The organism is Pseudooceanicola pacificus, assembly GCF_009789075.1.
GTDB lineage: Bacteria > Pseudomonadota > Alphaproteobacteria > Rhodobacterales > Rhodobacteraceae > Pseudooceanicola > Pseudooceanicola pacificus.
Window position 1 is genome coordinate 15,732 of sequence record NZ_WNXQ01000012.1, and the last position, 21,311, is coordinate 37,042.

Annotated in this window: 16 protein-coding genes; 4 read left to right on the forward strand and 12 right to left on the reverse strand. The window is 70.3% G+C overall.

Going from position 1 to position 21,311, the window contains the following annotated elements; translation table 11 throughout:
• Positions 1-42 precede the first annotated feature (42 nt).
• Positions 43-1,815, forward strand: a complete 1,773-nt coding sequence (locus GLS40_RS15985) for a glycosyltransferase family 2 protein (RefSeq protein ID WP_160383661.1) — start codon at positions 43-45, stop codon at positions 1,813-1,815.
• A 1-nt stretch (position 1,816) separates the two neighbouring features.
• The gene (locus GLS40_RS15990) at positions 1,817-2,758 is read left to right on the forward strand and encodes a glycosyltransferase family 2 protein (protein ID WP_160383662.1); all 942 of its coding nucleotides are present in this window, start codon (positions 1,817-1,819) and stop codon (positions 2,756-2,758) included.
• A 113-nt stretch (positions 2,759-2,871) separates the two neighbouring features.
• Here GLS40_RS15990 and GLS40_RS15995 read toward each other — a convergent pair whose 3' ends face one another.
• From GLS40_RS15995 to GLS40_RS16015, 5 genes are all read right to left on the reverse strand, one after another.
• Positions 2,872-3,327, reverse strand: a complete 456-nt coding sequence (locus GLS40_RS15995; protein WP_160383663.1) for a methylated-DNA--[protein]-cysteine S-methyltransferase — start codon at positions 3,325-3,327, stop codon at positions 2,872-2,874.
• Between the two features lie 265 nt (positions 3,328-3,592).
• Complete coding sequence (ileS, locus tag GLS40_RS16000) at positions 3,593-6,607, reverse strand: isoleucine--tRNA ligase (protein WP_160383664.1); 3,015 nt, start codon at positions 6,605-6,607, stop codon at positions 3,593-3,595.
• A gap of 373 nt (positions 6,608-6,980) precedes the next feature.
• Positions 6,981-7,997 (reverse strand): YcjF family protein, encoded by a 1,017-nt coding sequence (locus tag GLS40_RS16005; RefSeq protein WP_160383665.1) that lies wholly within the window; start codon positions 7,995-7,997, stop codon positions 6,981-6,983.
• Complete coding sequence (locus tag GLS40_RS16010; RefSeq protein ID WP_235905960.1) at positions 7,987-8,472, reverse strand: GNAT family N-acetyltransferase; 486 nt, start codon at positions 8,470-8,472, stop codon at positions 7,987-7,989. Before GLS40_RS16010 ends, GLS40_RS16005 begins: the two co-directional genes overlap by 11 nt.
• Positions 8,473-8,595: 123 nt before the next feature.
• The gene (locus GLS40_RS16015) at positions 8,596-10,011 is read right to left on the reverse strand and encodes a YcjX family GTP-binding protein (RefSeq protein ID WP_160383734.1); all 1,416 of its coding nucleotides are present in this window, start codon (positions 10,009-10,011) and stop codon (positions 8,596-8,598) included.
• Positions 10,012-10,560: 549 nt separating this feature from the next.
• Here GLS40_RS16015 and truA point away from each other — a divergent pair.
• On the forward strand, positions 10,561-11,328 hold the full coding sequence (truA, locus tag GLS40_RS16020; protein WP_160383666.1) for a tRNA pseudouridine(38-40) synthase TruA: 768 nt from the start codon (positions 10,561-10,563) through the stop codon (positions 11,326-11,328).
• 185 nt (positions 11,329-11,513) lie between these two features.
• Positions 11,514-13,076, forward strand: coding sequence for a D-aminopeptidase (locus tag GLS40_RS16025; RefSeq protein WP_160383667.1), 1,563 nt, complete (start codon positions 11,514-11,516; stop codon positions 13,074-13,076).
• Positions 13,077-13,164: 88 nt separating this feature from the next.
• Here GLS40_RS16025 and GLS40_RS16030 read toward each other — a convergent pair whose 3' ends face one another.
• From GLS40_RS16030 to GLS40_RS16060, 7 genes are all read right to left on the reverse strand, one after another.
• Positions 13,165-13,812 carry a glutathione S-transferase family protein gene (locus GLS40_RS16030; protein WP_160383668.1) on the reverse strand — a complete coding sequence of 216 codons (648 nt, stop codon included), beginning with the start codon at positions 13,810-13,812 and terminating at the stop codon, positions 13,165-13,167.
• A 50-nt stretch (positions 13,813-13,862) separates the two neighbouring features.
• On the reverse strand, positions 13,863-15,188 hold the full coding sequence (locus tag GLS40_RS16035; RefSeq protein WP_160383669.1) for an amidase: 1,326 nt from the start codon (positions 15,186-15,188) through the stop codon (positions 13,863-13,865).
• A 325-nt stretch (positions 15,189-15,513) separates the two neighbouring features.
• Complete coding sequence (locus GLS40_RS16040; RefSeq protein ID WP_160383670.1) at positions 15,514-17,028, reverse strand: ABC transporter substrate-binding protein; 1,515 nt, start codon at positions 17,026-17,028, stop codon at positions 15,514-15,516.
• Positions 17,025-18,053, reverse strand: coding sequence for an ABC transporter ATP-binding protein (locus GLS40_RS16045; RefSeq protein WP_160383671.1), 1,029 nt, complete (start codon positions 18,051-18,053; stop codon positions 17,025-17,027). Before GLS40_RS16045 ends, GLS40_RS16040 begins: the two co-directional genes overlap by 4 nt.
• A complete protein-coding gene (locus tag GLS40_RS16050) occupies positions 18,050-19,027 on the reverse strand; it encodes an ABC transporter ATP-binding protein (RefSeq protein ID WP_160383672.1) in 978 nt (325 codons plus the stop codon). The genes GLS40_RS16045 and GLS40_RS16050 overlap by 4 nt, the downstream gene beginning before the upstream one ends.
• Positions 19,028-19,397: 370 nt before the next feature.
• Entirely contained in the window at positions 19,398-20,246 is an 849-nt protein-coding gene (locus tag GLS40_RS16055; RefSeq protein ID WP_160383673.1) for an ABC transporter permease, read from the reverse strand.
• Positions 20,243-21,181, reverse strand: coding sequence for an ABC transporter permease (locus GLS40_RS16060; RefSeq protein WP_160383674.1), 939 nt, complete (start codon positions 21,179-21,181; stop codon positions 20,243-20,245). Before GLS40_RS16060 ends, GLS40_RS16055 begins: the two co-directional genes overlap by 4 nt.
• Positions 21,182-21,311 lie beyond the last annotated feature (130 nt).

The window sequence follows — 21,311 nt, forward strand, 5'->3', positions numbered from 1 at the left end:
GTCCCTTGCAAGGCGCCCCCCGCCCGAAGCACTGTCCCGGCCATGAGCGGCAGCGAAAACGATCCCGGTCGCCTGACCTATGCGGGCGGATATGACGCCGTCCTCCGCCAGATGGAGGGGCGCCGCGACCCGTTCACATTCCAGGACGACGAGGCCCTGCCGCCCGGGGATTGCGACCTGAAATCCCTGCGCAGCGAGATCGTTGGCGCCCTGCCCGTGGCGCTGAAGAAATCCAAATCAACTTTCGGCTACAAATGCCGGGAATTGAACGAGGAATTCTATGGACGCCCAAGGCTGTGCTACCTCAACGGCCTGCTGATCGCCAACCTGCGGCGGCGCGACCAGCCACCGCAATGCGCCCCGCTGTTCCGGCGCATCTGGGCCGAGGAGCATGCATTCATGCTCTCGCAGCTGGATGCGCGCTGGCTGGTGTCCTCGGTCACCACCTTCGCCGATCACGGCGCGACCGAGGCGCAGCGCCGGGTGGGCCATGCGCTCACGGTCCTGTTCTCGACCATGAAGCTGTACGAGACCGAGCGGCTGTTTTCGGGCCATGCGCCGGACGAGCCGTTCCCCTGGCGGCGCAAGACCTCCAACGCGCTGCCCCTGCAGATGGACCCCTATGCGGTGACCGGCGGCGGGCTGGACGTGAACATGCTGGGCCGGCTCTGGGACGATGCCGCCGGGGATGAGGTCATCGCCCCGCTGGCGCATCACCTGCTGCGCGCGCTGAATGCCGACGGGCGCAACGTCTTCCGCCGCCTGCGCCTGATGCGCGAGGCCCGCCAGGAGGGCCGCGCGGCACCCGCGCCCGGGGTGGATTTCGAACGCGATCCGCAGTTCGACCGCCACGCCGTGCCGGTGCCCGGGGCGCTGGCCAAGGCCCCGCCGAGCTGGGGCGTGGTCGCGACGGTCAAGGCGCCGCTGGACCAGATCGCCCGTTTTGCCGCCTGGCACCGCGAGCTGGGGGCCGAGCGGGTGACGCTTTACCTCGACGCGCCCGAGACGGCGCAGACCGGCTGGCTGGCGGGGCGCGACTGGCTGCAGGTCATCCCCTGCGACGAGGCGCACTGGACCCGGCTGGGGCGGCGGCCCAAGATGCACCAGCTGCGCCAGGCCGCCAATGTCCAGGATGCCTATGACCATGCCGGGACAGCCTGGCTGGCCCATGTGGATGTCGACGAGTTCCTGCTGCCCGCCGGGCCGCTGTCGGATGTCCTGGCCGCCGCCCCCGGCGAGGCCGCGCTGGTGCATCTGCACCCGGTCGAGATGCTGGCCGAACCCGCGCCAAGCGACACCCGGCGGTTCAAGACCACGGCGCGGATGGCGGGGCAGCACAAGCGGGTGCTGCAGCGGCTGTACCCCACCTTCGGCGAGCATCTGCGCGGCGGCTATGTCAGCCATCTGGAGGGCAAGGTGATCGCCCGCACCGGGCTGGCCGGGGTGTCGCCGGGGATCCATTTCCTGAACTGGAAGGGCAAGCCCGCGACCAACCGGGTCATCCCGCAGGGCAGCTATGTCGGCCATGCCCATGCCCCGGATTTCGACAGCTTCATGGCGCATCTGCCGTACCGGATGCACCACGGCTCGTACCGCAAGCGTGAAAATACCGATTTCCGGCTGGCGGATGTCATCGACTTCCTGCAACAGCAGGAGGGGCCCGGCGCTTTGGCCGGGTTCTTCGAGGAGGTCTGCACCGCCACCCCGCGGCTGGTCGCGGACCTCGACAAGAGCGGCATGCTGGTGACGCGCGAGATGCCGTTCGACGCCCTTGTTGCCAAACATTTCGGCGGTCCGCCGCCCGAAGGAGCCTGAGATGCCGCCCACCTGGGGGATCGTCACAACCGTCAAGGCGCCGCTCGACGCGATCATGGATTTTGCCGCATGGCACCTGTCGCTGGGGGCGCATCGCATCTACCTGCATCTGGACGCGCCCGACGAGGCGGCGATGGCCGCGCTGAAATCGCATCCCAAGATCCGGGTGACGCCAACCGGCGAGAGCTACTGGTCGCGCAACGGCGGGCGGCGGCCTGCCAAGCACCAGGTGCGGCAGGGGATGAACGCCTCGCGCATCCTGTCGCGCCCGCCGCAGGTGGACTGGCTGGCGCATATCGACGTGGATGAATTCATCGTGCCGGACAAGCCCGTGGCCGAGGTGCTGGCGGCGCAGGCCCCGGGAACCAAGCTGCTGCGGATGCGGCCGATCGAGGCGCTGGCCCCGGTGGCGCCGGTGCCCGGTGTCGTGCAGGCCAAGGCGATGTCGCTGGATCGGGCCACCCGCCGCGCGCAGACCGAGCGCATCTACCCCGACTATGCCCGCGGGCTGGATGGCGGGTTCCTGAGCCATGTGGCCGGCAAGCTGCTGGTGCATACCTCGCTGGCCGGATCCGAGATTCGCATCCACAATGTGTTCCGCGACGGGGTGCAGAACCCGGGCCATGCGGAATGCCCCGCCCTGCCCCTGCTGCATATGCATGCGCCGGATGTGGAGAGCTGGCTGGCGCATTACAGGTTCCGGCTGAAGCGCGGCTCTTACCGCTCGGAGCTGAAACCGCCCCTGCCGGCCGAGAGCGGCGGGCTGACCCTGCATGACATGCTGGCGGCGATCGAGGCCGAGGCGGGCGAGGACGGGCTGCGCCGGTTCTTTGCCGAGACCTGCACCGCCACGCCCGACCTGCTGGACCGGCTGCGGGCCGAGGGCCTGCTGCGGGAGGTGCCGCTGGACCTGGCCGCCGCACGGCGCGCGGTCTTTGGCTGAATCTGCCGGCGGGGCCGGCTTGCGCCGGGCACGGGAGAGCGGGTCCGGGTGACCGGGTTCGGATGAGCGGGTGCGGGCGAGCGGGTTCGCGTGACCGGGGTCGGGACCGGGTGTCAGATCAGCAGGCCGGCGGCGTCTTCGTGTTTCAGCAGGGCGACCTTGGTTTCCACCCCGCCCTCGCCCGAGAACCCGCCGAGAGAACTGGCGCCAAGGACCCTGTGGCAGGGGATGATCACCGGGATCGGGTTGCCGCCGCAGGCCTGGCCGATGGCCTGGGCCGGAACGCCAAGCCGTTTCGCGATATCGCCATAGGTCAGGGTCTCGCCGAAGGGGATCGCACTCATCTCGCGGCAGACGGCGCGTTGCAAGTCGCTGCCCTCGACCCGCAAAGGCAGGTCGAAGGTGGTGAGATCCCCGGCGAAATAGGCGCGCAGCTGTGCCGCGGCCTCTTCCAGCAGGGCGGAGGCGCCGGTGGGGGACGCGCTGCGCCAGGAGACGCGGGTGATCGCGCCATCCGTCTCGTGGATGGAGAGCGCTCCGACAGGGGTATCGAGGGTCAGCACGGGCATGGCGGGAGAATGCGCCCGGGGCGCGGTGCTGGCAATCCGGAAGCTGCGGGTATGGCGCGGCGCGGAGGGGTTGCGCCGCCGCTGGCGTCGCGCGGGGGTTCGCGGCCGAATTCCACCCGCAAGGGGTGGCCTTCGGCCGCGAAGCCTCCGGCGGGGATATTTATGGCCAGAGGAAGCGGGGGAGCGGCGCGCGCCTGGTCGGGGCGCGTGTCGGCGGGGGCCCGGGTCTGGCAGGAAGGGGCGTGGTTCGCCCCTTCCCCGAGGCTCATTCGGCCGGGACGGTGGCCAGCGCGGCGTCGCAGCGGGCGCAGGTGCCGGGGTGGCGGTGCGTTCCGACATCGGGCAGGATCTTCCAGCAGCGCTGGCATTTCTCGCCATCGGCCATTTCGAAGACCACGCCGATGCCGGGCACGTCCGGCAGGCGGTAGGCCTCGGCCGGGGCCGGGTCGGTGGTGACGGCGATGCCCGAGGTGATGCAGATATCCTCGAAGCTGACCGATGCCAGCGCGGCCGCGGTTGCGGGATCCTCGACATGCACCACCGGCGCGGCCTCGAGCGAGGCGCCGATGACCTTGGCGGTGCGCTGCACCTCGAGCGCCGCGGTGACCACGCGGCGCACCGAGCGGACGGCGGCCCATTTGGCGGCCAGCGCCTCGTCCCGCCAGCTGGCAGGCGTTTGGGGGAAGTCCTGCAGGTGGACCGAGGCGTCCTCGCCCGGGAAACGTTCGAGCCAGACCTCCTCCATCGTGAAGACGAGGATCGGCGCGAGCCAGGTCGTCAGGCGGTGGAACAGCAGGTCGAGCACCGTGCGCGCGGCATGGGCGCGCTTCGTCTCGCCATCGCAATAGAGCGCGTCCTTGCGGATGTCGAAGTAGAAGGCCGAGAGATCCACCGTGGCGAAGTTGAAGATCGCCTGGAACACGCCCTGGAAGTCGAAGGCGCGATAGCCCTCCTGCACCCGCTGGTCGAGCTCGGCCAGGCGATGCAGCACCCAGCGTTCCAGTTCCGGCATATCGGCGGGGGCGACGCGGTCCGCCTCGCGGAAATCGCCCAGCGAGCCCAGCATGAAGCGCAGGGTGTTGCGCAGCCGGCGGTAGCTGTCGGCGGTGCCCTTGAGGATTTCCGGCCCGATCCGCTGGTCGGCGGAGTAATCCGCCTGGGCCACCCAGAGCCGCAGGATATCGGCGCCGTACTGCTTCACCACCTCGTCCGGGACGATGGTGTTGCCGAGCGACTTGGACATCTTGTTGCCCTTTTCGTCCAGCGTGAAGCCGTGGGTGACCACGTTGCGATAGGGCGCGCGGCCCAGCGTGCCGCAGGCCTGCAGCAGCGAGGAGTGGAACCAGCCGCGGTGCTGGTCGGTGCCTTCCATGTAGACATCCGCGATGCCGTCCGGCGTGCCGTCGGCGCGGTCGCGCAGCACGAAGGCATGGGTGGAGCCGGAGTCGAACCAGACGTCGAGGATGTCGAAGACCTGCTCGTATGCCGCCGGGTCGTGGTCATCGCCCAGGAACCGCTCCTTGGCGCCGGGTTTGTACCAGGCATCGGCGCCTTCGGACTCGAAGGCCTCGGCGATGCGGGCGTTGACCCTGGGATCGCGCAGCAGGAAATCGGCATCGGTGGGCAGCGCGCCGACCCTGGTGAAGCAGGTCAGCGGCACGCCCCAGGCCCGCTGGCGCGAAAGCACCCAGTCGGGCCGCGCCTCGATCATCGAATGCAGGCGGTTGCGCCCGGTGCGCGGGGTCCATTTCACCAGCTCGTCGATCGAGGTCAGGGCGCGCTGGCGGATCGTGGTGCCATAGCTGTCCTGCCCGTCGCCCACGGCGCGGTCGATGGCCGCGAACCATTGCGGCGTGTTGCGGTAGATCACCGGCGCCTTGGAGCGCCAGGAATGCGGATAGGAGTGCTTGATCCGGCCGCGGGCCAGCAGGCCGCCGACCTCGATCAGCTTGGCGATGACGGCGGCATTGGCGTCGCCCTCCCAGCTGCCGTTCTTGGCCTTGGCGCGCAGGATGCGCTTGCCGCCGAAAAACGGCAGGTCCTCGCGGAAGGACCCGTCGTCCATCACGTTGTAGGTGATGACCTGCTCCAGCATGCCCAGGCCGCGGTAGAGTTCGTATTCCTCCATCCCGTGGCTGGGCGCGCAATGGACGAAGCCGGTGCCCTCGGTATCGGTGACGAAATCGGCGGCGCGGAAATCGCGCAGGTCGTCCCATTCGCCATTTGCGCCCTCGGCCCCGGCCAGCGGGTGTTTCAGGCGGATGCCTTCCAGCTGCGAGGGCCGGACGTCGCGCAGGCGGCGGTACATCGTGTCATCCAGCCGGGCGCGCGCCATCACGTCGGCGGCCAGGCTGTCGGCCAGGATGTAACGGTCGCCGATATCGGCCCAGCATTCCTCGGGTCGTCCGGTGACCTCGTAAAGGCCGTAGGAGATGCCCGCGCCGTAGACCACCGCCTTGTTGGACGGCATGGTCCAGGGGGTGGTGGTCCAGATCACCACATGGGCGCCCTCGATATCGCGGGCGAGATCCGCATCGGCGGCGGCGAGGGCCGCGCGCGCCTCGTCCGTCGCCTCCTCGTCCGAGAGCATGACATCGGGGCGGTCCATCCGGGCCACGCGGAATTTCACCCAGACCGTCGGGCTTTCCTTGTCGTGATATTCCACCTCGGCCTCGGCCAGGGCGGTTTCCTCGACCGGCGACCACATCACGGGCTTGGACCCCTGGTAGAGCGTGCCGTTCATCAGGAATTTCATGAATTCCTCGGCGATCACGCGCTCGGCGTGGAAATCCATCGTCAGATAGGGATCTTCCCACTTGCCGGTGATGCCCAGGCGTTTGAACTCCTCGCGCTGGATGTCGACCCAGCCCTCGGCGAACTTGCGGCATTCCTGGCGGAAATCCACGACATCCACGGCGTCCTTGTCGAGCCCCTTGGCGCGGTACTGTTCCTCGATCTTCCATTCGATGGGCAGGCCGTGGCAGTCCCAGCCGGGGACATACCGGCTGTCATGGCCCATCATCTGGTGCGAGCGGACGATCATGTCCTTGATCGTCTTGTTCAGCGCATGGCCGATGTGCAGATGGCCGTTGGCATAGGGCGGGCCGTCGTGCAGCACGAAGGAGGAGCGGCCCTCCTTGTCCCGCAGGCGGTCGTAGACGCCGATGCGTTCCCACCGGGCGAGCCAGTCGGGTTCGCGCTTGGGCAGGCCGGCGCGCATCGGGAAATCGGTCTTGGGCAGGTTCAGCGTGGTCTTGTAGTCGGGCGTCTCGGCGGACATGTCCGGTCCTTCGTCATCTTTGGGGATGTTGGGGGAGAGCGGCGCGGGAAGCCCATGCGCCTTGTCCCGGCGACCCGACCGCGTCAGGGCGCCGGGCGGCTAATTCGTATGATTTGCGCCACGTCCCGGAACATGGGGGGCTTATACGCGTGGTCCCGGCAAGGGTCCAGAGGGGGTGTGGCCGGGCTGTCGCACTGTGCCGGCAGTGCGCCCGGCGGCACGGGGCACCGGGGCGGGACCGGCGCGTGGGGCGGTCACCATCCCGGCGCCTGCTCCCTCGAAGGGCCGTATCCGTTGGTATCGTCAGGCCGCTTGCCGGCTGATCCTGGGGAATGCGTTGCCCCGGGGAGCGTCGGCGCCCCGTGGCGCGCCCTCAGCCGTCGTTGCCGAACAGGCCCGTCAGGGCGCGGCGGATGATCCCCGTCACGCTGGGCCTGCGCCCTTCGGAAAACGGCAGCGGGCGGCAGACTTCCATCGCCGCGACGCCGACGCGGGCGGTGAGCGCGCCGTTCACCACCCCCTCGCCAAAGCGGCGGGACAGCCGGGTCAGAAGGTTCCCGCCCAGGATCGAGCCGATCATGTCGTCGCCCACGGCCACCGCGCCGGTGGCCACCAGATGGGTCATCACCGCCCGGGTCAGGCGCAGCGAGCCCAGCGTGCCGGACCGTCCGCCATAGACCTCGGCGATGCGGCGGATCATGCGCAGGTTCGACGTCATCGCCGCCGCCACATCGGCAAAGGCCAGCGGGACCAGCGCCGTGACCGTGGCGACCTGGCGCGCCGCCGCCTCGACCTCGCGCAGGGCGGCGGCGTCGAGCGGGGCCAGCAGCTCGGCCTCGGTCAGGGCTAGCACGGCAGTGGCGTCGAACTGTTCCGGCGCGCGCTCCTCGATGCGTTTCAGGCCCCATTCCAGCTCGGCCCGCCCGGCGTAGATGCCCGCGATCCGGGCCGAAACCTCGCGTGCGGCGGTCAGGCTGTCGGCGGCGATGGCCTCTTCGGCGGCGGTAAAGATGCGGTCCATCCGCGCGAGGCGGGAAAAGGCCGCGATCTCGCGGACCGCGATAGCCAGCACGACCAGCAGAAAGGCCACGAAGAGCGCGGCGAAGGCATAGCCCAGCACCGGCGTGCTGGCGATCAGGCCGATCACGAATTCCCAGGCGGCATAGGACACCAGCGCCCCCACCAGCGCCCCGGACAACCGCCAGAACCAGCGCGCCAGCGGCGAGGCGCGGCGCGCGGCCAGCACGGCCACGGTCTGCATCGCGCGGCCCTCGGGCGGCTCCAGCCCGGTGTCGGGCACCGGCGGCGCCTCGCCCGGGCCGGGGCCGGTGTCCTCGCCATCCAGGTGGATCAGGACCGGATCGGACCGGCGGTCGCGCTCATCGCTCATCGGCCGTGTCTCCTCTGCGCAGCCAGACCATGCGGATGTCCGGCAGATATTCGTCATTGCCCCGCCCGTCGCTGCGCCCGGCCTCGGCAAAGCCCTGCGCGGCGTAAAAGGCGCGCGCCTCGCGGTTGGCCTGCAGCGTCCAGAGCTCCAGCCGGTCGGCCCGGGCCTTGGCATCGTCCAGCAGCCGCCGCCCCAGCCCCTGCCGCCGGGCGCGCGGATGCACGTAAAGCGCGTGGATCACCTGCCCGTCCCGCGCGATGAAGGCCGCCGGCCCCTTGGCATCGCGCGCCAGCCGGACCCAGCCCTGCCGGGTGATGCGGGTCATCATCTTCAGGTCGTCGCCCTTGGTGCGCACGCGCGGCAGCCAGGGGGTGGTGCGGGTAAAGCTCCACAGGATGCGGGCCAGGCGCGGCACGTGCCACAGCCGGGCGCGCCGCACCTCGGGCCGGTCAGCCATATGGCGCAGCGAGATCATGCGCGACCGTCCGGCCAGCGGGCCGTTGCGCCTGCGTGCCCGCTGCGGGGCCCTGCGGCAGGGTTGGCCCGGCGCCGCGCGGTCATCGGCCGCCCCCGGGGCGCTGGCGGATCGCAGGGCCGCTCACAGCCGGTCCCCGATCAGGAACTGCGCCGCCTTGTCGAGCCGGATATGCGGCGGCCCCTCGCCCGGCTTCAGGCGCAGCTGTGCGGGGGCAAAGGCCATGATGCGGTAATCGCCATCCAGCCATTTCTCCTCTCCCGCGGCGGCGGGGTTCAGCAGGCGCCCCGGATCCTCGGGCAGCTCGCCCGGGTAGAGCGCGGCCATGCGCCCGTCCTCCAGCAGGCGCCCGCGCACCAGGTCCAGCTCGCGCCCGCCGTGGGGCATCCGCGCCTCGACCGTGGCCCGCAGGGCGGCAATCGCCATCGCCTGGGTCTCGGCCCCGGCAAATTTCGCCCGGTCCAGCGCATCGCGCAGCAGCGCCTGCATGATCGCACTCAGCCGGGGGTGCTGGCTGTGGTGCAGGTGGTCGGCCTTGGTCGCGGCAAAGAGGATCTTTTCCACCCGCTTGCCCATCAGCAGCCGGCTGAGAAAGGCGTTCCGCCCGGGCCGGAAAGCGCCGAGGATATCGGCCATCGCGCGGCGCATCTCCTCGACCGCCGCCGGGCCCTTGTGGATCGCGCCAAGCGCGTCGACCAGCACGACCTGCCGGTCGATCCGGCTGAAATGGTCGCGAAAGAACGGCTTGACCACCTTGTCCTTGTAGGCCTCGAACCGCCGCTCCATCTCGCGCCAGAGGCCACGGCGCGGGGGGCTGTCCTCGGGGCGGAGCGGGGCGAAGGTCAGGACGGGAGAGCCTTCCATCTCGCCGGGCAGCAGGAAGCGGCCGGGGGTGATGTTGGAATGACCCGCCTCACGGGCCGTGCGCAGGTAGGCGGTGTAGAGACGGGCGAGGTCCCTGGCGTCGGTCTCTTCCCACTTGGCCCGATCCCGGGCGGCGTCGATGGCCGCCAGGACCTCCTGCGCCATCGGGCGCCCGGCGGCCCAGCCCAGCACGTCGGCGGACCATTCGGCATAGCTCTTGTCCATCATCCCCAGGTCCAGCAGCCACTCGCCCGGGTAATCCACAATGTCCAGATGCACGGTGCGCGGGCCCGACAGCCCGCCCAGCAGGCCCGAGGGACGCACCTTGAGCGACAGGCGCAGCTCGCTGACCGTGCGGGTGCTTTCGGGCCAGTGCGGTTCGGCCGCGGTCAGGGCCGCGAGATGCGTTTCGTAATCGAAGCGCGGCAGGGTGTCGTCGGGCTGCGGCTGCAGATAGGCGGTGACGATGCGGCCGTCGGCATTGGCGACCAGCTGGGTCATCCGGGCGCGGTCCATCAGGTTCGCCACCAGCGAGGTGATGAAGACGGTCTTGCCCGAGCGCGCCAGCCCGGTGACGCCGATCCGCACCACAGGTTCGAAGAAGGTGCTCGAGATCTGGTCGCCCACCGCCTCTACCCGGCGGGTCACGCCTTCGGCCAAAGCCCCGATCACCACTGTCTGCACCCTGCCCCGTTTGCCTGCGACTTGGCGCAACATAGCCACGGCAAGCGGGATCTGCCAGTGGGGCGGGCCGAGGTCACGTCCCGCGGCGGCCTGTTGTGCGCAACGCAGGCGGATCGGGCGGGGGCGAGCGGCGGGGGACGGGCGGGGCCGCAGGTGGGGCGGGACGCGCCGCAGCCGCAGGCACTGACGATCCGGGCCAAGGCCGTGCAGGCCGGCCTGCCGTCATGGAGACAACCGGCGATCTGTCGCACCGGGCGTGCAAAGGGCCCGCCACCCCTTGCCTGCACAGGCCTGACGCCCGTGACCCGCAAGGCTTGGCACAAGTGGCCTGCGCAGACCTGGCGCCTGTGACCACGAGGCCCCGGCGCAAGGCCGGGGCGTGTTCGGGATATCGCAGTCCGGCCCAAACCGCGCCGCACCCGCCCAACGATTCGGCGCCCCGGCCAGCGCGCCGGGGCCTGCCCGCCACGCCGCGCTTCCCTGCCCCGCCGCCGCCCTTCACCGTATTGCCGCGCCCGCCGCCGCGGGGTAATCGGGGCCATGCCGCGCTATGCCATGAAAGTCGAATATCACGGGGCGCCCTTTGCCGGGTGGCAGCGGCAGGCCGACCAGCCCTCGGTGCAGGGCGCGATCGAGGCCGCGCTGGCCAGGCTCGAACCCGGGCCCCATACCATCGCCGCCGCCGGGCGCACCGATGCGGGGGTGCACGGGCTGGCGCAGGTGGCCCATTGCGACCTGCACAAGGACTGGGACCCGTTCCGCCTGGCCGGCGCGCTGAACTATCACCTCAAGCCGCAGCCGGTGGCGATCCTGAACATCGCGCGGGTGGCCGACGACTGGCACGCCAGGTTCTCGGCCACTGAACGGCGCTACCTGTTCCGCCTGCTCTGCCGCCGGGCACCGGCCACCCATGACGCCGGGCTGGTCTGGCAGGTGGGCCACCCGCTCGACCCCGAGGCGATGCGCGCGGGGGCGGCGCATCTTGTGGGCCATCACGATTTCACCACCTTCCGCTCGTCGATCTGCCAGGCGGCCAGCCCGGTCAAGACGATGGACGAGATCGCCATCGAGGCGCTCGACGGCCCCTCTGGCCCCGAAATCCGCTTTCGCCTGCGCGCCCGCAGCTTCCTGCATAATCAGGTCCGCTCCATCGTCGGCACGCTGGAGAGGGTCGGCACCGGCGCCTGGGCCCCGGATGACGTCAAGACGGCGCTGGAAGCCCGGGACCGCGCCGCCTGCGGGCCGGTCTGCCCGCCCCAGGGGCTCTACCTCGCGGGCGTGGGATATCCCGACGATCCCTTCGCCTGAGGGCGCGGGCCGCTCTGCCGGGCCAGGCCGCTGCCCGGCAAGGCAGGCCGCCCACCCCCCGCCGGTCGCACGCGCCTTGCGCAGAGGCGCTGCATCACGGCCCGGGCGGCGCACCGGCCCTTGCCCTTCGCCGCGCGCCGGGGTTCTCTCGACCCGTGCAGCCCGCGCCCCGGAAAGGACACCCGATGACACCGCTCGACATGACCGCGCTCGACACCGCCCTTGACGCCCTGCCGCAGGCCTATCCCGGCCCGGGCGGCGTGGCGGGGGTGGTCCACGAGGGCAAGGTGATCGCGGCGCGGGCCTGGGGCTACAGGAACCTCAACACCGGCGCGGCGATGACCACCGCCACGCGCCTGCCGATCTGCTCGATCTCCAAGCAGTTCACCTGCGGCGTGCTGCTCGACAGGTTCGGCGCGCCCGAGGCGCTGGACGGCAGGCTGGGCGCCTTCCTGCCCGCCTTTGCCGGCGAGATGCCCAGGGCGCGCGATCTCTGCAACAACCAGTCGGGCCTGCGCGACTACTGGGCGCTGACGGTGACCCACGGGGCGCTGGCCGAACAGACCTTTGCCCGCGGTGACGCCCTGCCCCTGATCGCCCGCATGAAGACCGGGCATTTCGCCCCCGGCACGCGCTATTCCTACTGCAACTGCAACTTCCGCATCGTCTCGGAGCTGATCGAGCAGGAGACCGGCCGCCCGCTGGACGATCTGTACCGCGAGGTCATCTGGGACCCGGCCGGCATGGAAACCACCGTGCTGACCGCCGACACCCGCCACCCCGAGGACGGCGTGGTCGCCTATGAGGGCGCGCCGGGCGTGGGATATTTCCCAGCCGACAACGGCATCTACTGGATTGGCGATGCGGGGATTTCGGCCTCGCTCGACGACATGCTGGCCTATGAGGCCTGGATCGACGCAACGCGGGAGGATCCCGCCAGCCTCTACCGCCGCCTGTCCGAACGGCAGGCCTTCCGCGATGGCACACCCGCCTGGTACGGCTTCGGCCTGGTGCATGAGACGATTGGCGGGCGCCATGTCACCGGCCACGGCGGCGCGCTGCGCGGCATCCGCGCCAACCGGCTGCATGTGGGCGATGAACGGCTGTCGGTCATGGTGCATTTCAACCACGAGGGCGATGCCCATGCCGCCGCCCGGGGGCTGGTGAAGGCCGCGCTTGGCGTTCCGACCCCCGCCGGGCGTCAGGCAGAGGCCGGGTGGAAGGGCCAGTGGCTCTGCCCCGAGACGGGCCTGCTGACCCGCATCGACCCGGCCCTGGACGGCGCGCTGGTCAAGTTCACCACCGGGGCCGCCAGGCTGACGCCGGGCGAGGACGGCGCGCTGACCGGCCCGGGGATGGAGGCGACGCGCAAGGGCGACACCCTGTCGCTGAAGGTCGCGCAGGACAATATCGCGGTCGAGATGCCGCCCCTGCCTGTCGTCACCGCCGCCGACGGGGGAGAGATCGCCGGGCGCTACCATTCCGCCGAGCTGGAGGCCGACCTGCTGATCGAGGCCCGCGACGGCGGCGTCTATGGCCGGTTCGAGGGCATGCTGGGCCGGGGCCGGATGGAGCGCATCCACCCCGCGGGGCCGGATGTCTGGGTTCTGGTCACCCGCCGCTCGATGGATGCCCCGGCGCCGGGGGAATGGACGATCCGCCTGGAGCGCGGGGCGGACGGCGCCGTATCCGGGCTGGTGCTGGGCTGCTGGCTGGCGCGCGGCATTCAATACGCACGGGTGGGCTGAGCGGCACCGCCGGGCGGGCGGCCCGCCCGATCACCACCGGCCCGCCATCCACAAGCCGCCGCCCTGAGCATCGCCTGCGCCGCGGCGGTCACGCCGTGTCGCGCGCCGCGTCACCCGCCGCGAAATGCGCCAGCTGATCGTCGAGCGCCTTGCGAAAGGCGGGCCGCTCCAGCACCCGTTCCATATAGGCGCGCATCCCCGGATAGTTGTCCAGTTCGCCCAGCTTCGCCACCGGGCGCATCACATCGGCCATCAGCAGGTCGGCCACGGTGAACCGCCCGGCGGCCAGCCACGCGCGTTCGCCCAGCACCGCCTCCATCCGGTCGAAGCGCTGGTGCAGCCAGCCTGTCAGGGGGTTCTCGCCCTCGCTCGTGACCTTCACGTACCACCAGGGGACCGAGACCATCTCGATCGAGTTCAGCGCCCCGATCAGCCACTGGATCGTATCCGCGCGGCCCTGCGGATCGCTGGGCATCAGCGCCGCGCTGCGTTCGGCGATATGCAGCAGGCAGGCGCCGCTTTCGAACAGGCGGATGCCCTCGTCCTCCAGAAACGGGACCTGGGCAAAGGGCTGGCGGGCGATGTGATCCGGCCCGCGCAGGTCAAAGGGTACGGTGGCGACGGTATAGGGCAGCCCCGCCTCCTCCAGCGCCCAGCGGAGGCGGATGTCGCGGACATGGCCGCGCGGCATTTCGGGGACCCAGTCATAGGTCCAGATGGTCATCGGCTCGGGCATGGCGGTCCTCCTCGCTCCCTGACCGAAGGGTGCCCTGCGCCGGCGCGGTGTCAAGCGCCGTGAAGCAGAGCCTCGACCGCCCGGGCGGTTGCAAGCAGCGCGCCGTCCCCGCCCCGGCGCCCGGTCAGCTGCAGCCCGACCGGCAGGCCGTCGACCATACCGCAGGGGATGCTGACCGAGGGATGCCCGGTGACGTTGGAAAAGGCGCTGGCCAGCAACTCGCTGTCGCCGCCATCGGCGATTTCCGGGTCCTCGAAGGGCGCCACGAAGGGGACGGAGGGCGAGACCAGCACATCCACCCCGTCAAACGCCGCCTCCACCGCCGCGCCCAGATCGCCCTGATAGGCCCTGGCCAGCAGGTAGTCGGTCGCGGGAATGGCAAAGCCGTCCTCGATCTGGCGTCTTGTGCCCGGGGCATAGCCCTGGGGGTTCACCGGCAGCAGGTCGCGATGGATGACCGAGGCTTCGGGCATCAGGATCGCCATCAGCCGGGCGGTGGCCTCCTCCAGCCCCTGGATCGTGACCTCCCAGATCTGCGCGCCCTGCCCGGCCAGCCTGTGCAGGCAGGCATCGACCAGCGCGCCGACCGGGGCATTGGCCGCCTCGGAGGGGAACTGCGCCCGCAGCACGCCGATGCGCAGCGCGGCGGGGTCGACAGGGTCCATCGGCATCGCCTGCCCCGTCAGCGCCGCCAGCAGCAGCGCGGCATCCGCGACCGTACGGGCCAGCGGACCGGCGTGATCCAGGCTCTGCGCCAGGGGAAAGACGCCCTCCAGCGGGACCAGCCCGAACGTGGGTTTCAGCCCCACGATGCCGCAATAGGCGGCCGGGATGCGGATCGAGCCGCCGGTATCCGTGCCCAGGGCCAGGGGCACCGCGCCCGCGGCCACCAGCGCCGCAGACCCGCCGCTGGACCCGCCCGCCGTGCGCGCCGGGTCATGCGGGTTGTTGGTCTGGCCGACCAGCGGATGGGCCACGCCATAGGCATATTCCAGCAGGTTGGTCTTGCCCAGGATCACCGCCCCCGCGGCGCGGAGGCGGGCCACCAGCGCGGCGTCGGTTTCGGCAATGCGGGGCGGATGCGCCCGGGTGCCATAGCCGACCGGGATGCCCGCCACATCGATCAGGTCCTTGATCGCCACCGGAATGCCATGCAGCGGGCCAAGATCGGTTCCGGCGCGCAGGTCGGCGCCGCGCGTCGCGGCCTCGGCCCGGGCGGCATCGGCCATGTCGCAGGCGATGGCGTTCAGGGCGGGCTCGACCTCGGCCATACGGGCCAGTGCGGTCTCGACCGCCTGTTCCGGGGTCGTGGAGCCGTCGCGGTAGCGCGCGCCCAGCGTCACCGCATCCAGCGCCTCGCGGTCGATCAGGTGCATGGGCTGTCCTCCTCGTCAGGTGTCGCAAGCGCCGTGCGGGCCAAGGCCCGGCCCCTGCCGGGAAGCTGCGGCAATGGTCCTGCCCGCATCGGGCTGCGGGCCATGCCCGGCGGTCCCGGCTGTGCAGTACCGTACCGCGCCGCAGGGTATCCGGCGTCAAGGCGCCGGGACCAGGCGGACAAGGGCCCCGGACGGGCCGCAGGAAAGGGACCGTACCGTGGCGAAGGGGAACAGGGCCACGGTACGGCCAGTCAGACCGCCCCCGGAGCAAGCCCGGCAAGCGGCCGATCGGGGCGACGGGACGGCCGGAGCCGCCCCCCCGGGATCACTTCTTGACCGTGTCTTCCAGGAAGAACCGGCCCAGCGGGTTCTGGTAGAAGTTTTCCACATAGCTCTGGGTCACGTTGCGGTAGGGGCTGTAATAGAGGTCGATCCAGTTGACCTCGGCCTTGGCCGTCTCCTGCAGCTTGACATACATCGCCTCGCGCTTGGCGGGATCGGTTTCGACCCGCGCATCGGCGACCAGCTGCTTGACCTCCTCGTTCTCGTACCGGGTGTAGTAGTTGAGGTTCACGTCATGCCCCAGAACGAAGGTCGTCTTCTGGTCGGGGTCGAGGATGTCGTTGGTCCAGTAGTTCACCGTTAGGTCGTAATCGCCCGCAACGAGGGTGTCCCAGGTGACGCTCGGGTCGATCTTCTGCAGGGTCACCGTGACGCCCGCCTGGGCCAGCTGCTGCTGCACCAGGACGGCGATCTGCTCGTCCACCTCGTCGCCGGCATTGACCATGTAGTCGAGCGTCAGGCCGCTTTCGCCGGCCGCCTCGATCATCTCCTTGGCTTTTTCCGGGTCATAGGGGCGGCGCAGGTTGTCGGCGTTGTAGTAGAGCGCGCCCTTGGGGATGTAGCTGTTGGCCACCTCGCCGATGCCAAAGGTCACGGCATCCACGATGGCCTGCTTGTCGATGGCCATGTCCAGCGCCACGCGCACCTCGGGCTTGGCCAGCGCCGGGTTCTCGTGGTTCAGCAGCAGCGCGTCCTCGCGGGTCGACGGATCCAGCAGGACCTTGAGGTTGGCATCGCCCTGCAGTTCCTCGATCCGCGAGAAGGGCACGAAGATCGCGGCATCCAGTTCCCCGGCCTGCATCTTGAGCATGCGGGTGTTGTCATCCGGCACGGCGATCCATTCGACGCCGTCCAGCTGCACGCGGTCGGCTTCCCAGTACTCGGGGTTCTTTTCCAGCACCACGCGGTCGCCGCGCAGCCATTCCTTGACCGTGAAGGCGCCCGAGGCGACGGGGTTCTCGGCATAGGCTTCCTCGCCCATCTCCTCCATCCCGGCCTTGGAAATCACGGCGGTGCCGGGCATGGCCAGGGTCGACAGGAAGGGCGCCGAGGCGGCCGAAAGCGTCACGATCAGGGTCTTGGGATCCGGCGTCTCCATGCTGTCGATGATGGTATAGGTGTCGGACCAGAGCGACAGTTCGCTGTCGCGGATGCGGCTCAGGGTATAGGCCGCGTCCTCGGAGGTGATGGGCGAGCCGTCCGAGAACTTGGCGTCGCGCATGGTGAAGGTATAGGTCAGCCCGTCGTCGGAGACCTCCCAGCTTTCGGCCAGGCCCGGCTCCAGCTTGGTGCCGGTCCGGTCGACGCGCACGAGCTGGTCGTAGACGTTCATGAAGACCCAGAAATCCAGGTTCTGCGCCGTGGCGATCGGGTCGAAGGTGGTGCTGTCGGACACGCGGCCGATGGTCAGCACGCCGTCGGCCAGCACGGCGCCGGGGAGCGCGACGCTCAGCGCGAGGGCGCCCAGCGTGGTGCGGATCAGGTTGCGGGGGATCATGGTGTTTCCTCTCTGTCGGTTTCTGGTTGCTTGGTGGTCAGGGGCGCCACCGTCCCGGGCCCCAGGATGCAGGACCACCTGCGCCCGGGTTCGGTGCGCTCTGCCGGTGGCGGATCGCCACGGCATTCGGATCGCGCATGGGGACAGCGCGGATGAAAGGCGCAGCCCGGCGGCAGGCGCATCGGGCTGGGCGGGTCGCCGTCCAGCGGCGTGGCGGGCAGCGGGCGGTCGGGGTCGATCTCGGGGATCGCGCGGATCAGGGCGGCGGTGTAGGGATGACGCGGATCGGTAAAGACCTGCTCGGTCGGGCCTTCCTCGACGATCCGGCCCAGGTACATCACCGCTACCCGGTCGCAGAGCCGCCGCACGATGGCCAGGTCATGGGCGATGAAGATCAGCGACAGATCCAGCTGTTCGCGCAGCTCCATGAACAGGTTGATGATCTGCCCCTGGATCGAGACATCGAGCGCGGCGACGCATTCGTCGGCCACGATCAGCCGGGGTTCCACCGCCAGGGCGCGGGCGATGCCGACCCGCTGGCACTGCCCGCCCGACAGCGAGGCCGGGCGGCGGGTGCCGTGTTCCGGGCGCAGGCCGACCAGTTCCAGCAGTTCGCTCACCCGGGCCGCGACCTCGGACCGGGGCACCTTGCGGTGCACCTCCAGCACCTCGGCCACGGCCTGCGCGGCGGTCAGGCGCGGGTTCAGCGCGCCATAGGGATCCTGAAACACCATCGCCGTCTCGCGCCTGAGCCGGTCCAGCGCGGCCCGTGTGCCGCCGCTGACCCGCGTCCCGTCAAAGCTGACGGCGCCGTTTGTCACCGGCTCCAGCCCCAGCAGCGCGCGGCCCAGGGTGGACTTGCCGCTGCCGGATTCGCCCACGAGGCCAACCGCCTCGCCCGGGCGCACCTGCAGCGTGACGCCGTTCACCGCGCGCAGCACCCGCCTGGAGAACCCGGGCACGCCGCCCTGCACCGGAAATTCGACCGAAACATCGTCGGCGATCATCAGCGGCGGGCGTTTCATGCCGGCTCCTTCAGGGTGGCGGGATGGTGGCAGGCGGCGACATGGCCGGGGCCATGCGGCTGCGTCCCGGGCCGGGTGGCGCGGCAGAGCGCAGTGGCCGCCGGGCAGCGCGGGTGAAAGCGGCAGCCCTCGGGCATGTCGCCCAGCGTGGGGGGCTGGCCGGGGATGGTGTCCAGCAGGCCGGTCCCCGCGGCGGTGGTGGGCTGGCAGCGGATCAGCCCCTCGGTATAGCGATGCGCGGGGCGGCCGAGGATCTCGCGCTTCGGGCCGCGTTCGCAGAGCCGGCCGCCATAGAGCACCGCGATGCTGTCGCAGGTCTGCGCCACCACGCCCAGGTCGTGGGTGATCAGGATGATCGACAGGCCCTTGCGGTCGCGCAGCTCCATCAGCAGGCGCAGGATCTGGGCCTGCACGGTCACGTCCAGCGCGGTGGTCGGCTCGTCCGCGATCAGCACCTCGGGGTCGCAGGCCAGCGCCACGGCGATCATCGCCCGCTGCCGCATCCCGCCCGAAAATTCATGCGCGTAGCTGTCGACCCGCGCCTCGGGGTCGGGGATGCCCACCTGCCGCAGCGCCTCGACGGCCCTGGCCCGGGCGGCGCGTCTGGACACGCCCTCGTGCAGGCGCACCCCTTCGGCGATCTGATCCCCGATGCGCATCACCGGGTCCAGATGCGCGGTCGGGTTCTGGAAGATCATCCCGATCCTGCGGCCCCGGACCTTGCGCATCTGTGCGTCGCTTAGGCCCGTCAGCTCGTCCGCGCCAAGGGTGACGGTGCCAGCGGTGATCGACATGGCGCGCGGCGGCAGAAGACGCATCAATGCGCGGCAGGCCACCGTCTTGCCCGATCCGCTCTCGCCCACGAGGCCGAGGATCTCTCCGGGCGCGAGGTCGAAGGACAGCCCGTCGACAATCCGCTGGCCCTCGGTGGTCTCGACGGTCAGCCCGTCGACGGTCAGGACCGGGGCGGTCATGGGCGGGACTCCGTGGCTAGGATGGACTTGGGGCGCGGGACGGCGCAACCCGAAACGCCCCGGGGCTGAATGCGGGCGTCCGCCCGGCGCTGTCGCGCGCTCGCTCCTGAAACGCTCCACCGGAGGGTTTCCGAGACGGGGCTCACCCCTCCCCCCGGGAGGGCGCTATGCACACCAGCGGGACTGTCACGCCCGGCGGCACGCCGGGCGGCGCCCGACCCTCCCCCCGGGAGGGCGCTTGGCGATGTCACGCGCCGCATATCCGACGGGGATGCTTTAGAGCGCAGCGCTGACCGCAAGCCTGCCGCATGCCCTCCCAGGGTCGGGCGCCGCCCTTTGCCAGGAGCGGATGCGGACACTGCGACGACACTCATTTCCGCCCCTCCAGCCATTCGCCCAGCCCGTCGGCCACCAGCGAGAACCCGAAGGACAGCGCCAGGATCGCGAGGCCGGGAAAGGTCGGCATCCACCAGGCCCGGGTGATGAACCCCTGCCCCTCGGACACCATGATCCCCCATTCCGCCGTCGGCGGCTGCACCCCCAGCCCCAAAAAGCTGATCGAGGCCCCGCCCAGCAGAACCAGCACCGTGTCGGACATCGAGAACACGATGGACCCCACAAGCGCATTCGGCAGCAGGTGCCGGAACATGATCCGGCGATGCGAATAGCCCAGGCTGCGCGCCGCCAGCACGAAATCGGCGGTCTTCAGCACCAGGATCTGCGCCCGGATCAGCCGCGCGTAAGAGACCCAGCCGACCAGCGCCAGAGCGATGTAGAAGCTTTTCAGCCCCGGGCCGAGGATCGCGATGATGGCGATGATCAGCACCAGGTAGGGAAAGGCCAGGACCACGTCGACGATCCGCATGAAGACCGCGTCGACCACCCCGCCGAAATAGCCCGCAACCGTGCCGATCGTGGTGCCGATGACGAAGGGAAAGATCACCCCCAGCACGGCGATCTGCAGATCGACCCGGGTGCCCCAGATCACCCGGCTGAGGATGTCGCGCCCGAAGTTGTCGGTGCCGAAGGGATGCGCCCAGCCCGGCGCCTGCAAACGCGCCGTCCCGTCCTGGTAGATCGGATCGTAGGGCGCGATGAGCGGCGCGAAGACCGCCAGCAGCACGAAGAAGAGCAGCACCGCCAGGCCCAGGAACAGCGTGATGCGACCCTCGAACCGCGGAAAGATGCGCAGGCGCAGGGCCGCCGCCGGGGCGCTCACAGCTTGACCCTCGGATCGGCGGCCACGGTCAGGATGTCGGCGAGGAAGTTCACCAGCACCGTGGCCACGGCAAAGGTCATCGCCACCGCCTGCACCACCATGTAATCGCGCGAGAAGATGCCCCGCACCAGCAGCTGCCCCATGCCCGGAATGGCAAAGACCGACTCGACGATCACCGTACCGCCGATCAGCCAGCCGATGTTCACCGCCAGCAGGTTCAGCGTGGGGATCAGCGCATTGGGCATCACGTGGCGCCAGAAGACCGCGCCTTCGGGCAGGCCGCGCGCGCGGGCCGCCGTCGCCTGGTCGGAATTGATCTGCGCGATCAGGCTGGCGCGCAGGCTGCGCGTCAGGATGGCCGACAGCGATAGCGCCACGGTCAGGCAGGGCAGCACCATGTGCACCGCCTTGTCGGAGACGCTGCGCCCGTAGCCCGAGACCGGGAACCAGTCGAGATTGACGCTGAAGACGATCATCAGCATCAGCGCGATCCAGAAGGACGGCATGCCCAGCCCCAGGGTCGAGACGACGCGCACCCCCTGGTCGGCCATCGTCCCGCGGCGGCGCGAGGCCAGCGTGGCCATCGGCACCGCGATCAGCAGCGCCAGAAGGACCGAGCCGAGGACCAGCACCAGCGTCGGCTCGATCCGCGTGGCGATGAGCTTGAGCACGTCGGTCTTGTAGACGATCGAGCGGCCCATCTCGCCCTGGGCGAGGTTCTTGATGAAATAGAAATACTGGAGCCAGATCGGCTCATCCAGCCCGTATTGCGCGCGGACCTTCTCGATCGCCGAGGCGGTGGCGCGGGTGCCCAGAAGCATCCTGGCCGGATCGCCGGGGATCAGGCGGACAAGGACGAAGGTCAGGACCGAGATGCCGAAGATCACGGGCAGGAACTGCAGCGGGCGGAAAAGGACGAAGCGGTAGCGATGCATCAGCGCGCCCCGCTCGTGACAGGGCGCGCCGGGCCGCAGGTGGGGGTGGCGGCCCGTGCCGCGGCGCCGATTTTTCGACGAAAAATCGGGCGCCCTGCCCCGGGGCCCGGGGTCGCGTTGCGGGCGGAGC

What these genes read in the sequence shown, in the direction of transcription:
- GLS40_RS15985 (WP_160383661.1), top strand. Translation starts at nt 43, where the DNA reads ATGAGCGGCAGCGAAAACGATCCCGGTCGCCTGACCTATGCGGGCGGA.
- GLS40_RS15990 (WP_160383662.1), top strand. Translation starts at nt 1,817, where the DNA reads ATGCCGCCCACCTGGGGGATCGTCACAACCGTCAAGGCGCCGCTCGAC.
- GLS40_RS15995 (WP_160383663.1), bottom strand. Translation starts at nt 3,327, where the DNA reads ATGCCCGTGCTGACCCTCGATACCCCTGTCGGAGCGCTCTCCATCCAC.
- ileS (WP_160383664.1), bottom strand. Translation starts at nt 6,607, where the DNA reads ATGTCCGCCGAGACGCCCGACTACAAGACCACGCTGAACCTGCCCAAG.
- GLS40_RS16005 (WP_160383665.1), bottom strand. Translation starts at nt 7,997, where the DNA reads ATGAGCGATGAGCGCGACCGCCGGTCCGATCCGGTCCTGATCCACCTG.
- GLS40_RS16010 (WP_235905960.1), bottom strand. Translation starts at nt 8,472, where the DNA reads ATGATCTCGCTGCGCCATATGGCTGACCGGCCCGAGGTGCGGCGCGCC.
- truA (WP_160383666.1), top strand. Translation starts at nt 10,561, where the DNA reads ATGCCGCGCTATGCCATGAAAGTCGAATATCACGGGGCGCCCTTTGCC.
- GLS40_RS16025 (WP_160383667.1), top strand. Translation starts at nt 11,514, where the DNA reads ATGACACCGCTCGACATGACCGCGCTCGACACCGCCCTTGACGCCCTG.
- GLS40_RS16030 (WP_160383668.1), bottom strand. Translation starts at nt 13,812, where the DNA reads ATGCCCGAGCCGATGACCATCTGGACCTATGACTGGGTCCCCGAAATG.
- GLS40_RS16035 (WP_160383669.1), bottom strand. Translation starts at nt 15,188, where the DNA reads ATGCACCTGATCGACCGCGAGGCGCTGGATGCGGTGACGCTGGGCGCG.
- GLS40_RS16040 (WP_160383670.1), bottom strand. Translation starts at nt 17,028, where the DNA reads ATGATCCCCCGCAACCTGATCCGCACCACGCTGGGCGCCCTCGCGCTG.
- GLS40_RS16045 (WP_160383671.1), bottom strand. Translation starts at nt 18,053, where the DNA reads ATGAAACGCCCGCCGCTGATGATCGCCGACGATGTTTCGGTCGAATTT.
- GLS40_RS16050 (WP_160383672.1), bottom strand. Translation starts at nt 19,027, where the DNA reads ATGACCGCCCCGGTCCTGACCGTCGACGGGCTGACCGTCGAGACCACC.
- GLS40_RS16060 (WP_160383674.1), bottom strand. Translation starts at nt 21,181, where the DNA reads ATGCATCGCTACCGCTTCGTCCTTTTCCGCCCGCTGCAGTTCCTGCCC.